Annotated in this window: 8 protein-coding genes; 6 read left to right on the plus strand and 2 right to left on the minus strand. The window is 64.8% G+C overall.

Translation table 11 applies throughout. The features are described from left to right. The first annotated feature begins 94 nt into the window (after positions 1 to 94). Positions 95 to 1,012, plus strand: coding sequence for a transcriptional regulator MetR (metR, locus tag QSV36_RS04915; protein WP_170031974.1), 918 nt, complete (start codon positions 95 to 97; stop codon positions 1,010 to 1,012). On the opposite strand, the gene QSV36_RS04920 is transcribed toward metR, so the two are convergent. Beyond that, entirely contained in the window at positions 996 to 1,409 is a 414-nt protein-coding gene (locus QSV36_RS04920; protein WP_289130394.1) for an NUDIX hydrolase, read from the minus strand. The genes metR and QSV36_RS04920 overlap by 17 nt on opposite strands. A 133-nt stretch (positions 1,410 to 1,542) precedes the next feature. Here QSV36_RS04920 and QSV36_RS04925 point away from each other — a divergent pair, with 133 nt between their 5' ends. Next, a complete protein-coding gene (locus tag QSV36_RS04925; RefSeq protein ID WP_289130397.1) occupies positions 1,543 to 5,817 on the plus strand; it encodes a DEAD/DEAH box helicase in 4,275 nt (1,424 codons plus the stop codon). Between the two features lie 137 nt (positions 5,818 to 5,954). Next, on the plus strand, positions 5,955 to 7,574 hold the full coding sequence (locus tag QSV36_RS04930) for an FMN-binding glutamate synthase family protein (RefSeq protein WP_289130400.1): 1,620 nt from the start codon (positions 5,955 to 5,957) through the stop codon (positions 7,572 to 7,574). Positions 7,575 to 7,614: 40 nt separating this feature from the next. On the opposite strand, the gene QSV36_RS04935 is transcribed toward QSV36_RS04930, so the two are convergent. Further along, complete coding sequence (locus QSV36_RS04935; protein ID WP_289130402.1) at positions 7,615 to 9,033, minus strand: amino acid permease; 1,419 nt, start codon at positions 9,031 to 9,033, stop codon at positions 7,615 to 7,617. 390 nt (positions 9,034 to 9,423) lie between these two features. On the opposite strand from QSV36_RS04935, the gene QSV36_RS04940 reads away from it, so the two are divergent. From QSV36_RS04940 to QSV36_RS04950, 3 genes are all read left to right on the plus strand, one after another. Further along, a complete protein-coding gene (locus QSV36_RS04940; protein WP_289130404.1) occupies positions 9,424 to 12,573 on the plus strand; it encodes a transglycosylase domain-containing protein in 3,150 nt (1,049 codons plus the stop codon). A gap of 88 nt (positions 12,574 to 12,661) precedes the next feature. Further along, positions 12,662 to 13,207, plus strand: a complete 546-nt coding sequence (locus tag QSV36_RS04945; protein ID WP_289130406.1) for a PadR family transcriptional regulator — start codon at positions 12,662 to 12,664, stop codon at positions 13,205 to 13,207. Beyond that, entirely contained in the window at positions 13,200 to 13,958 is a 759-nt protein-coding gene (locus tag QSV36_RS04950) for a siderophore-interacting protein (RefSeq protein WP_289130408.1), read from the plus strand. Before QSV36_RS04945 ends, QSV36_RS04950 begins: the two co-directional genes overlap by 8 nt. Positions 13,959 to 14,033 lie beyond the last annotated feature (75 nt).

The raw sequence follows: 14,033 nt of genomic DNA on the forward strand, positions 1-14,033 counted from the left end.
ACGGCGTGACCAAACGCCCAGTCGACAGCGTTTGCAACATGAGGGAAACTCAACTCATTCCCTGTTTCCCCCAGATTGAACCCTCGGAGTCGCTGTGCTGGAGATCCGCCACCTGAAAACCCTTCATGCCCTGCGCGAGGCCGACAGCCTGGTGGAGGCCGCTGAACGCCTGCACCTGACCCAGTCCGCACTTTCGCACCAGTTCAAGGAGCTGGAAGAACGCCTGGGCATGCCCCTATTCGTGCGCAAGACCAAGCCGATCCGCTTCACCAGCGCCGGGCTGCGCCTGCTGCAACTGGCCGATGCCACCCTGCCGCTGCTGCGCAGCGCCGAACGGGATATCGCCCGCCTGGCCGGTGGTACCGCCGGGCGCCTGCACATGGCCATCGAATGCCATAGCTGCTTCCAGTGGCTGATGCCGACCATTGACCAGTTCCGGGATGCCTGGCCGGAAGTGGAACTGGACCTCGCCTCCGGCTTTGCCTTCGCCCCGCTGCCGGCCCTGGCCCGTGGCGACCTCGACCTGGTGGTGACCTCCGACCCGGTGGACCTGGCGGGTATCACTTACGTGCCACTGTTCACCTACGAGGCGATGCTGGCGGTGGCCAACCAGCATCCATTGGCCAGCAAGCCCTATATCGTGCCGCAGGACCTGCTCGACCAGACGCTGATCACCTACCCGGTAGAGCGTGACCGCCTGGATATCTTCACCCGCTTCCTGGAGCCGGCCGACATCGAGCCAGCCGCCGTGCGTACCTCGGAGCTGACGGTGATGATGATGCAACTGGTGGCCAGCGGCCGGGGCGTGTGCGGCATGCCGCATTGGGCGCTGCACGAGTACAGTTCGCGCGGCTACGTCAAGGGCAAGCGCCTGGGCGAGAAAGGCCTGTTCGCCACGCTTTATGCCGCGGTGCGCACCGACATGCTCGATGCGCCGTACATGCGGGACTTCCTGTTGACCGCCAAGGACACCTCGTTCGCCACCCTCGATGGGGTCAGCGCGGTGCGTTGAGCGCCTGATGGTACATCGGCAGGATCAGGTCGCGGGTCAAGGGGGCCAGCGGCATGGTGGGTGTCTGGCCAGCGGCCAGCCATGTCACCTCTTCGATTTCTGCAGCCTGGACCACGGCGGCGGCGCTGTCGACACGGAACAGTTCGGCCTGCACCTCGAAGCCGGGCTCGTTGGCGGCTGGGGCGCTGAATTGGCCCAGGTGCACCGCCTGGGCCGGGTCGATGCGCAGGCCCAGTTCCTCATGCAGCTCGCGCACCAGCGCCTGTACCGGGGTTTCGCCAGCATCGATCTTGCCGCCGGGCTGCATGAAGGCCTGGGTGCCGCGCTTGCGTACCAGCAGGGTACGGCCCTGGGGGTCGATCAGCAGGGCGGCGGCGATGCGGATGGTGTTGGGCATGGGTTCGGCTCACTTGAATCAATGGCCGGGGAGAATCCCATGGGACCATTGGCCTGACAAGGCCCAAGGTTTGCTCTGCCGGCCTGACGAACGGCCCCTTGCCAACCCGCCCCGTACCCTCCATAACCAGCACATGAACCTGCCCGCCAAACACCACCCGGTGCTCGAGCTGTTCCACCCCGCCGTGCGCACCTGGTTCCGTCGTCACTTCGCCACGGTGACCGATGCCCAGGCACAGGCCTGGCCGTTGATCCATGCAGGCCAGTCGATGCTGCTGGCGGCGCCGACCGGCTCAGGCAAGACCCTCAGCGCATTCCTGGCCGTGCTCGACGAACTGTTCCGCCAGGGCCTGGAGCACCAGGGCGAGCTGCCTGCACACACCCAGGTGGTCTACGTTTCGCCACTCAAGGCGCTGTCCAACGATATCCGCCTGAACCTGCAGGCTCCGCTCGAAGGCATCAGCCAGGCCCTGGTCGAACAGGGCCTCAGCGCCCCGCGCATCACCACGGCCGTGCGCACCGGCGACACGCCGCAAAAGGAACGCGCCGCCATGCGCAAGCTGGCACCGCACATCCTGGTGACCACACCCGAATCACTCTACGTGCTGATGGGCTCGGCTTCGGGCCGTGAGGGCCTGGCCAGCGTGCACACGGTAATCGTCGATGAGATCCACGCCTTGGCCGGCAACAAGCGCGGCGCCCACCTGGCATTGACCCTGGAGCGTATGCAGGCCCTGTGTCGGCGGCCACTGCGGCGTATCGGCCTGTCGGCCACGCAACGCCCGGTCGAACGGGTGGCGCAATTCCTGGTCGGCGCCGGGCGCCCCTGCGCGATCGTCGATGTAGGCCATGCTCGGCAGCGCGACCTGGCCATCGAAGTGCCGCCGGTACCGCTTGGCGCGGTGATGGCCACCGATGTCTGGGGCCTGGTCTACGACCGCCTGGCCGAGCTGGCACGGCAGCACCGCACCACATTGGTGTTCGTCAATACCCGGCGCTTGGCCGAACGCATCACTCGCCACCTCAGCGACCGGCTGGGCAAGGAGGCGGTGGCCGCGCACCACGGCAGCCTGGCCAAGGAGCTGCGCCTGGATGCGGAGCAACGCTTGAAACGTGGCCAGTTGCAGGTGCTGGTGGCCACCGCGTCGCTGGAGCTGGGCATTGACATTGGCGACATCGACCTGGTCTGCCAGATCGCCTCGCCAGGTTCGATCGCGGCCTTCCTGCAGCGGGTTGGCCGTGCCGGCCACCAGGTCGATGGCGTGCCCAAGGGGCGCCTGTTCGCGACCTCTCGCGATGACCTGATCGAATGCGTAGCCCTGCTCGACTGCGTCCGCCGCGGCGAGCTGGACGAACTCCATATACCCCGGGCGCCACTGGACGTCCTGGCCCAGCAGATCGTTGCCGAGGCCAGCAACCAGGTGTGGCACGAACAGGCCCTGTATGACTGCCTGCGCCAGGCCACCCCCTATGCCGAGCTCGACCTGCAACACTACCAGGCCCTGTTGCGCATGCTTGCCGAAGGCTACAACGGCCGCCAGGGCGTGCGCAGCGCCTACCTGCACCGCGACGCGGTCAGCGGCACCTTGCGCGGCCGCCGGGGCAGCCAGCTGACCGCGCTGACCAGTGGCGGCACCATCCCCGACAACGCCGACTACGCGGTGTTGCTCGAACCACAGGCGCTGAACATCGGCAGCGTCAACGAAGACTTTGCCGTGGAGAGCATCGCCGGCGATATCTTCCAGCTGGGTAACGCCTCCTATCGCATCCTGCGCGTGGAACCGGGGCGGGTGCGGGTGGAAGATGCGCAAGGCCTGCCGCCGACCATTCCGTTCTGGCTGGGCGAGGCGCCAGGGCGCAGTGACGAGCTGTCTGCCGCAGTGGCGCGGCTACAGGCGCAGATCGATCAGCACCTGGCGCAGGCCGGCGGCAACCTGGCGGAGGTGCTGGCGTGGTTGCAGGAAACCTTCGAACTGGGCCAGGACAGCGCCAGCCAATTGCTGGACTACCTGGCCCGCACCCGCGAAGTGCTCGGTGCCCTGCCCTCGCAGGAAACGCTGGTGATGGAGCGCTTCTTCGATGAATCCGGCGGCACCCAGCTGATCATCCATTCCCCCTATGGCAGCCGTATCAACCGCGCCTGGGGCCTGGCGCTGCGCAAGCGCTTCTGCCGCACCTTCAATTTCGAGTTGCAGGCAGCCGCCAGCGAGGACGCCATCGTGCTGTCGCTGTCCACCAGCCACAGTTTCGAACTGGACGAGGTATGGCGTTACCTGAACAGCCGCAGCGCCGAGCCGATCCTCGTCCAGGCCCTGCTTGATGCGCCGTTGTTCGGCGTGCGCTGGCGCTGGAACGCCAGCGTGGCCATGGCCTTGCCGCGCTTCATCGGCGGGCGCAAGGTGGCGCCACAGGTCCAGCGGATAAAGAGTGAAGACCTGGTGGCCGCCGTGTTCCCCGACCAGATCGCCTGCCTGGAAAACCTCGTCGGCGAGCGGCAGATTCCTGATCACCCACTGGTCGAGCAAACCCTGGACGACTGCCTGCACGAAGCGATGGACAGCGAAGGCTGGCTGGCCCTGCTGCGGCGTATGGAAAGCGGTGCAGTGCGCCTGCTGTGCCGCGACCTGCCGGCCCCTTCGCCGCTGGCTTCGGCCATTCTCAATGCCCGGCCCTATGCCTTCCTGGATGACGCCCCGCTGGAAGAACGGCGCACCCAGGCCGTGCTCAACCGGCGCTGGAATGAGGTACACAGCGGCGACGACCTGGGTGCGCTGGATGCCGATGCCATTGCTGCCGTGGCCGCGGAGGCCTGGCCACAGCCCGGTAATGCCGACGAAATGCATGAAGCGTTGATGGGGCTGGGCGTCATCAGCCAGGACGAAGTGCGGGAAAACGCCAGTTGGGACATGCTGTTGCGCCAGTTGGCCAAAGCCGGGCGGGCCATGCGCCTGGTGGAAGAAGGGCTGTGGCTGGCGCGCGAACGCTTGGGCCTGTTGCACACGCTGTACCCCGGTGCCCGGCTGGAGCCGGCGCTGGCGGTTTTGCCCGGCTTCGCTCAGGCTACCGAAGCGGACAGCGCGCTTGTCGAACTGCTGCGCGCCCGTCTCAGCGGCCACGGCCCGTTGACCCAGGCACAGGTTGCCGCACCGCTGGGCAAGCCGGCGCAGGCCATCGAACAGGCCCTGGCCCGTCTGGAAGCTGAAGGCTATGTACTGCGCGGCCATTTCAGCCCGGGCACAAGCGACCTGCAGTGGTGCGAGCGCCATTTGCTGGCGCGCATCCACCGCTACACGGTCAAACGCCTGCGCCGGGAAATCGAGCCGGTCAGCCTGCAGGACTTCATGCGCTTTCTGTTCGACTGGCAGCACATGGCCGATGGCCACCGCCTGCGCGGACCGGACGCCGTTGCCGAGGTGCTGGGCCAGCTGCAAGGCTTTCCGAGCGCGGCCGGCGCCTGGGAGGCCGAACTGCTGCCGGCACGCATCGAGGACTACAGCCCGCACTGGCTCGACGATGCCTGTCGCAGCGGGCAGTTTGCCTGGAGCCGCCTGGCGACGACGGTGTCGAGCAGTACCTTGTCCAGCACGCCGTTGGTGCTGCTACCACGCCAGCACCTGAACGTCTGGCGCAGCCTTGCCCCGGTGCCCGCCCTGGACAGCCTCGGCGCGCGGGCGCAACGCGTGCACGAAGTATTGCAGGCACAGGGCGCGCTGTTCTTCGACGAGCTGAGCCACGATGCCCACCTGTTGCCCAGCGAACTCGAGGCGGCCTTGCAAGAGCTGGTGGGCGCCGGCCTTGCCGGGGCCGACAGCTTCACCGGCTTGCGCAGCCTGATCACCCCAGCGGCGAAGCGCTCATCCCGCAACAGCAGACGTGGCCACCCGCCGCTGTCCAGCAGCATGTCCAATGCCGGGCGCTGGGCTTTGTTGCGCCGCGCTGAGGTGGAAGAAAGCCAGCGCCTGGAGCACATCGCCCGGGCCTTGCTGAAACGCTATGGGGTGGTCTGCTGGCGTCTGCTGGACCGCGAAAGCGACGTGCTGCCGCCATGGCGCGAGCTGCTGCGTTGCTACCACCGGCTGGAGGCGCGTGGCGAGATTCGTGGCGGGCGCTTCATTGCCGGGTTGGCGGGGGAACAGTTCGCCTTGCCGGAGGCGGTAGCGCTGCTGCGCCAGGTACGCCGGCGCGAGCAGGACGGGGCGCTGGTAGCAGTAAGTGCCAGTGACCCGTTGAACCTGATCGGTTCGTTGTTGCCGGGGGTGAAGGTGCCGGCGGTCGCTGGCAACCGCCTGCTGTATCGCGATGGTGTAGCGGTGGCAGTTCGGGTAGCGGGACGCTATTCGTTCCTGGTCGAGGCGCCGGCCCAGGAGCAGGAAAGCTGGCGGCAGAAATTGCTGCGCGCCCCGCTCTGATGTGCTCTCCACCGGCCTGTAGCAACGCGGGCATGCTGCTCGCTACCGCGATTTAATTTTGCACAGCCTTGCAACTTGGCTATGGTCGGGGTTTGCCCCAGGCCCTGAGCCTGACCGCGCCATCGCAAGGACCCTGTATGAGCCTGTCACTTCTCAGCCGCTATGCCTTTTTCGCCGCCTGTGTGCTGTTCACCCTGGCGAGCCTGCCGTTCATCCACCATGAATGGTTATGGCCTTTAACCCTGACCAGCGCCGTCCTCAGCCTGATCGGCCTGTTCGACCTGCTGCAGCAACGCCATGCGGTGCGTCGCAACTACCCGATCCTGGGCAACATCCGCTACCTGGTCGAGGCCATTCGCCCGGAAATCCGCCAGTACCTGCTGGAGGCCGACAGCGATGCCCTGCCGTTCTCGCGTGCCCAGCGCTCGCTGGTGTATGCGCGGGCGAAGAACGAAGCCTCGGACAAACCGTTCGGCACCCTGATCGACGTGTACGAGTCCGGATTCGAGTTCATCGGCCACTCCATGCGTCCGGCGCCACTGGCCGACCCGGCAAGCTTCCGCGTCGTGGTCGGCGGGCCGCAGTGCAGCCAGCCGTATTCGGCGTCGATCTTCAACATTTCGGCCATGAGCTTCGGCTCGCTCAGTGCCAACGCCATTCGCGCGCTCAACCAGGGCGCCAAGCTGGGCAATTTCCACCATGACACCGGCGAAGGCAGCATCAGCCCCTATCATCGCGAACACGGTGGCGACCTGGTCTGGGAACTGGGCAGCGGTTACTTCGGCTGCCGCACGCCGGATGGGCGCTTCGACCCCGAACGTTTCGCCGCCCAGGCGCGCAGTCCGCAGGTGCGGATGATCGAGATCAAGATGAGCCAGGGTGCCAAGCCCGGCCACGGCGGCATCCTGCCCAAGCACAAGGTGACCCGGGAAATCGCCGAGACCCGTGGTGTATTGATGGGTGAAGACTGCATTTCACCGTCACGCCACAGCGCCTTCTCCACCCCCATCGAAATGATGCAGTTCATCGCCCGGCTGCGTGAACTGTCTGGCGGCAAACCGGTGGGCTTCAAGTTCTGCCTGGGTCACCCATGGGAGTTCATGGGCATCGCCAAGGCCATGCTGGAAACCGGCATCCTGCCCGATTTCATCGTCGTCGATGGCAAGGAGGGCGGCACCGGTGCCGCGCCGGTAGAGTTCACCGACCACATCGGCGTACCGTTGCGCGAAGGCCTGCTGTTCGTGCACAACACCCTGGTCGGCCTGAACCTGCGCGACAAGATCAAGCTTGGCGCCAGCGGCAAGATTGTCAGTGCCTTTGACATCGCCAGCGTGCTGGCCATCGGTGCCGACTGGGCCAACTCGGCGCGCGGTTTCATGTTCGCCATCGGCTGCATCCAGTCGCAGAGCTGCCACACCAACAAGTGCCCGACCGGCGTGGCCACGCAAGACCCGCTGCGCCAGCGCGCGCTGGTAGTGCCGGACAAGGCCCAGCGGGTATTCAATTTCCACCACAACACCTTGCGTGCGCTGGCCGAGATGCTTGCAGCAGCGGGCCTGGAGCATCCAGCACAGCTGGAAGCCAAGCACCTGGTGCGGCGCATCTCCGCGACCGAGATCAAACTGTTCTCGCAGATGCATGTGTTCCTGAAGCCGGGGGAACTGCTGACCGGCGAGGTGAATGGCCAGTTCTATTCGCGCATGTGGCAGCTGGCGCGGGCGGACAGCTTTGAACCGAACAGTGAGCTGGCCGCCTGATAGTCACCTGGGGCCGCAAAGCGGCCCCAGCAACCCTGCATCAGGAAACCGTGCCCGCCGCGCCCTGCGCTTCTTTCGGCGCCAGGCGCAAGGCGTAGTACAGCACCGTCAGCAGCACCAGGAACGCCGGGCCGATATACAGCGCCACGCGGGTATCCTCGAAGTACGCCATCAGGCCGACCACCAGCACCAGGAAGGCCAAGGCCAGGTAGGAGCTCAGCGGCCACAGCCACATGCGGTATTTCAATGCCTTGCGCTCGGCGCTGCTGAGGCCGGCGCGGAATTTCAACTGCGCCAGCAGAATCATTACCCAGGTCCAGATCGCGCCAAAGGTGGCGATCGAAGTGACCCAGACGAAGACTTTCTCCGGCACCAGGTAGTTGGCCAGCACGCCCAGCAGCAGCGCGCCGATCGACAGCAGCAACGCATTGCGCGGCACGCCGTTGTTCGAGGTGCGGGCGAAGGCGGCCGGGGCCTGGCCGTTCTGCGCCAGGCTGTAGAGCATGCGCCCGGTGCTGAAGATGCCGCCGTTGCACGACGACAGCGCGGCGGTAATCACCACGAAGTTGATGATGCCGGCGGCGGTCTTGATACCGAGGCGCTCGAAGGTCATGACGAACGGGCTGCCCTGGCTGCCGATTTCGTTCCATGGGTAGATCGACAGGATCACGAACAGCGCACCGACGTAGAACAGCAGGATGCGCCAGAACACCGAGCCGATGGCGTGCGGAATGGTCTTCTGCGGGTTGCGCGCTTCACCAGCGGTCAGGCCGATCATTTCCACGCCCAGGTAGGCAAACATCACCATCTGTAGCGACATCAGTACCCCGGCGACGCCATTCGGCATGAAGCCGCCGTTGCTCCACAGGTTGGAAATGCCCATTGCCACACCGTCATTGCCCAGGCCGAAGGCAATGATGCCGATGCCGCCGAGGACCATGGCGATGATGGTGACGATCTTGATCAAGGCGAACCAGAACTCGAATTCACCGAACGCCTTGACCGCCACCAGGTTGACCGCGCCCATGCTGCCCAGCGCCGCCAGGGCCCAGATCCAGCGCGGTACGTCGGGGAACCAGATGCCCATGTAGATGGCGACCGCGGTAATCTCCGCCACGCAGGTCACCAGCCACAGGAACCAATAGTTCCAGCCGGTAAGGAAGCCCGCCAGCGGGCCGAGGTAGTCCTGGGCATAACGGCTGAACGAGCCGGCGACAGGATTGTGCACGGCCATTTCACCAAGGGCGCGCATGATCACCAGAATGGCCAGGCCACCGATGATGTAGGACAGCATGATAGCTGGGCCGGCCATTTCGATGGCCTTGGCCGAACCAAGGAAAAGACCGACACCGATACAGGCGCCCAGCGCCATCAGACGGATGTGCCGTTCGCCCAGTTCACGTTTGAGCGGGCCGCCATCAGTGGCCTGGCCGTGGGCAGGGTGGTTGCCGACTGGCATAGCAATACAACCTCGTTTTGTTATTGGATTTGACCTTCGTGCAGCACCGGCCAGGCCGATAGGCGTAGCGTTGGCTTGCAGAACTGGCCTTGTGGGCCGGCTCGAGGGCCGGAATAGAGCGTCCGGCTGGGCGAAGGGGCAAGCAGTATAGGAACACCGTTGTAGGGATTTTCGCTATATATAACCGAATAATCAGCGAGTTTTCCGGGACACGAAGCGCTCTTGGGCATTGCCCTGGCACCATAGCAACATCGTCCGGCGAAGAAACCCACACCAAAGCCGCATAGCCCCACGGCACTTTTCTAGGCTTCTTACAAATTTTTCACCTGCCCCGCTCAACGTCTAAGCTTCAGACAAGCAAGACGAAAACACCTGGCCGGATAGAAGACTATGGGCGCACTGTGGCAATCGGAACCAACCAGAACGGAAGCACCCGACCTACCTCCGGCCGAGACGCCACAACCCAAGTCCCCCCGTCAACGTCGGCTATGGTGGCGGCTGATCATTCTTATCCTGCTGGTGGCACTGGCGGCCATCGGCTTCGCCGCGTATGACGAGTTCCGCACCTCCAACCTGCAGTCACGGGAATTCAGCAAGCTGGCCACTACCCTCACCTATTCGCTGCAGCCAGGCCCCAGCGATGCCATCGTCTACCCCGGCGAGGGCCCGTTCGACAAACGCCTGGGCTACAGCGCCCTGGGTGAATTCCTGCCGCGCCTGCTCAAGCGCGACTACCTGATCAGCGAGCAGGTACGCTTCTCGCCGGCGCTGATGAATTATGTCGCGCATGGGCTGTTTGCCCCCTACATCGAGAAAATCCAGGCGGGGCTGTCGATTACCGATTGCCGCGGCGACATGCTGTACCAGTACAAGTACCCGCAACACCTGTATCCGGACTTCGCATCGATCCCGCCAGTGATGGTCAACAGCCTGCTGTTCATCGAAAACCGCGACCTGCTCGACACCAAGGACCCACGCAACAACCCGGCCGTGGACTGGCCGCGCTTCGCCAAGGCCGCCTATAGCCAGGTGGCCAAGTACCTGGCCCTGCCCGGCCAGTCCGCAGGTGGCAGCACCCTGGCCACGCAGCTGGAAAAGTACCGCCATTCACCAGACGGCCTGACCGTGTCGGGCGCCGAAAAGATCCGTCAGATGATTTCTGCCAGCGTGCGTGCCTACCAGGGCGGCCCCGACACCACCGAGGCACGCCAGCGCATCGTGCGCGACTACCTCAACAGTGTGCCGCTGTCGGCCGTGCCTGGGCATGGCGAAGTGCATGGTATGGCCGAGGGCCTGCGGGTGTGGTACGGCGCCGATTTCGACCAGGTCAACCAGGCCCTGATGTCCACTGCCAGTGACCCCGAAAGCATGGCCGCACGCGGTCTCGCCCTGCGCCAGGTTCTGTCATTGATGATTGCCCAACGCCGCCCTTCGCACTACCTGTCCAAAGGGCGAATCGAGCTGGCGGAGCTGACCGATGCGCACATTCGCGTTCTGGCTGCCAACCAGGTCATCGACCAGCCGCTGGCCAACGCCGCATTGGCCAGCAAGGCGGTCTACCGCGACTGGGTGGCGCAACCGACCATCGTGCCGATCGTCACGAACAAGGGCATAAGCCTGGCGCGCAATCGCCTGGCGGCCATGCTCAACCGCCCGTTGTATGACCTCGACCGCCTCGACCTGTCGGCCACCAGTACCCTGCAGGCCGACCTTCAGGTGCAGGTCAGCCAGTACCTGAAGAACCTTGCCGACCCTGCGTTCGCCGCGCAGATGGGGCTGATTGGTGAGCGTCTGCTGACGCCCAGGACCACCGACCAGGTTAGCTACAGCTTCACCTTGTTCGAGCGCACTGCCGATGGCTCGCGGGTGCGGGTGCAAACCGACAGCACCGACCAGCCTTTCGACATCAACGAAGGCAGCAAGCTGGAGCTGGGTTCCACCGCCAAGCTGCGCGTACTCACCACCTACCTGGAGATCATCGCCGAGCTGCACGACAAGTACGCCGGCAAACCTGCCGCCGAGCTTAAGAAAGTCGAAGTCGCCGAACTCGACCGCATCACCCAGTGGGCGCTGGAATGGCTCGCACAGAACAGCAAGAACCAGAGCCTGGACGCCATGCTCGATGCTGCGCTGGAGCGCAAGTATTCGGCCAACACCGGCGAAGCCTTCTTCACGGGCGGGGGCATGCATGTGTTCAACAACTTCCGCAAGGAAGACAACAGCCGCAACCCGACCCTCAAGGACGCGTTGCGCGAATCGATCAACCTGCCGTTCATCCGCCTGATGCGCGACCTGGTGCGCTACGTGACCTACCAGCAGCCGTACAATCGCCTGCCGTTGCTCAAGGACGACAGCGACCCGCGCCGCCAGGAATACCTGGCCCGTTTCGCCGACAAGGAAGGCACCAACTACCTGATGCGCTTCTGGAAGAAATACCAGCGCAAGACCTCGCAACAACGCCTGGACACTTTTCTCGACAGCATGCGCGTCACCCCGCAGCGGCTGGCTGCGGTGCACCGCTACCTGTTCCCCGAGGCCGGGCAGGAAACCTTCAACGCCTTCGTCCGCGCCCACCTCAAGGGTGACAAGGCCGCCCTGGGCAAACTGACCGACGGCCGCCTGTCGGAGATGTACGACGCCTATGGGCCGGGCAAGTATGACTTGCCTGACCAGGGCTACATTGCCAAGGTCCACCCCCTGGACCTGTGGCTGCTCGGCTACCTGCTGAAAAACCCCAGCTCGACCTTGACTGAAATGGTCAATGCCAGCCGCTTCGAACGCCAGGAGGTGTATGGCTGGCTGTTCAAGAGCCGCCACCAGGGCGCCCGCGACAGCCGAATTCGCACCATGGTGGAAATCGAAGCGTTCCTCGACATTCACCAGCGCTGGAAGCGTGTGGGCTATCCGTTCGACCACCTGGTGCCCTCGCTGGCCACCGCGATCGGTAGCTCGGGCGACCGTCCCGCTGCCCTCTCCGAACTGGTCGGCATCATCCAGAACGACGGCGTACGCCTGCCGACCTTGCGCATCGATACCCTGCACTTCGCCGCCAACACGCCGTACGAGACCAAGCTGATCAGCGACCCGGACCGGGGCGTGCGGATTCTGCCGGTGGAAGTGGCGCGCGCCCTCAAAGGTGCCATGTCACAAGTGGTGGATGCAGGCACCGCGCGGCGTATTTCCGGCAGCTTCAAGCTGCAGGACGGCACGCCACTGGTCATGGGCGGCAAGACCGGTACTGGTGACAACCGCATCGAAAGTTTTGGCGCCGGTGGCCGCCTGATCGGCTCGCGCTCGCTGAACCGTACCGCTACGTTCGTGTTCTACCTGGGCGACAACCACTTCGGCACCTTGACCGCGTTCGTGCCCGGGCGCTCGGCGGAAGCCTTCACATTCACTTCGGCGCTGCCGGTACAGGTGCTCAAGGGCATGGCCCCGATCCTCATGCCGTACCTGCAACCGGGTAACCCGAATGAGTGCAGGCTGCCGCAGGTGGCAGCGCAGAACGGCCAGTCGGACCAGGATGCATCGAAGAATTAGATGATAATCATCCGCAATGCCGGGCTGGTCTTTAGATATATCTTGAGTAATATCTTACGATATATCGCAAACGACGGAGCCCCGCCCCATGCGCGAACATTCCCCCCACGACCTTTTCGAGCGGCGCCCCGGCCGTGGCGAACGCGGCCCGCGCGTATTCGCCCCTGGCGACCTCAAACTGTTGATGCTGGCCCTGCTTGCCGAGCAGCCCGGCCACGGCTACGACCTGATCCGCCAGATCGAGAACCTGTTCGATGGCAGCTACAGCCCAAGCCCCGGTGTGATCTACCCCACGCTGAATTTCCTCGAGGAGGCCGAGCTGATCAGCGGCCAGGTGCAGGGCAGCAAACGCCTCTATGCCATCACCGATGCCGGCCGCACCGCCCTGGCCGAACAGGCTGTCGCCCTGGACGGCGTACGCATGCGCATCGAGGTCAGCAAACGCGCCCTGCGCGGCCACGACCGCCCGCCAGAGATCCACGAAGCGGTCGGCAACCTGCGCCATGCACTGCACCTGCACAGTGGCCGCTGGACGCCGGAAGAAATCGAGCGGGTCCGCGACCTGCTCAACCATGCCGCCAAAGCCATCGCCGCCGGGCCGACCGAGCCTGTCAGGGAGACACCCCATGAGTGACACCATCTACCGCGTCAACCACGAGATCCGCCAACGCCGCTTGCAGGTATTGCGGGTTACCGAACTGACCCCGCGCATGCGCCGTATCACCTTGGGCGGTGCCGAGCTGCAGGGCTTTACCAGCGTCGGCAGCGATGACCACATCAAACTGCTGTTCGCCGAAACGCCCGAGCAACAGCGGGCCATCGAAGCCCGTAACCTGGGCAAGGACGGCGACGCACGGCCGACCATGCGCGAGTACACGCCCCGCCGTGTCGACCTGGTGGCCAACGAACTGGACATCGATTTCGTGTTGCACGGCGATGGCCCTGCCTCGACCTGGGCCGCTCAGGCCGCGCCCGGGCATACGCTGGACATCGCCGGGCCGCGGGCTTCGACGGTGGTACCGGATATCTTCGACAGCTACCTGCTGATCGGCGACGAAACCGCCATTCCGGCCATTGGCCGCCGACTGGAGGAATTGCCCGCAGGTCGCCAGGTGCTGGCGGTCATCCAGATCGAGGACGAACAGGAACGCCAGCCACTGCCGAGCAAGGCACTGGTGGAAGTGATCTGGGTACATCGGCACCAGGAAGACCTGCTGACCCTGGTGAAGAACCTGAGCTTGCCGCCAGGCCGGTTGTACGGCTGGGTGGCGCTGGAGAAAACCCTGACCCGCCAGGCCAAGGCGCTGTTGCTGGAAAAGGGCGTACCTGAAAATGCACTGAAGGCCGCGGCTTACTGGCGTGCCGATGGGACTGCAGACCTGTAGCGGCCTTGTGTCGCGAAAGGGGCCGCAAAGCGGCCCCCGGCCATTTCAACGGCGAGGCTGAAACAGGGGCCGCTA

The sequence above is a fragment of the Pseudomonas sp. BCRC 81390 genome (genome assembly GCF_030341915.1).
Taxonomy (GTDB): domain Bacteria; phylum Pseudomonadota; class Gammaproteobacteria; order Pseudomonadales; family Pseudomonadaceae; genus Aquipseudomonas.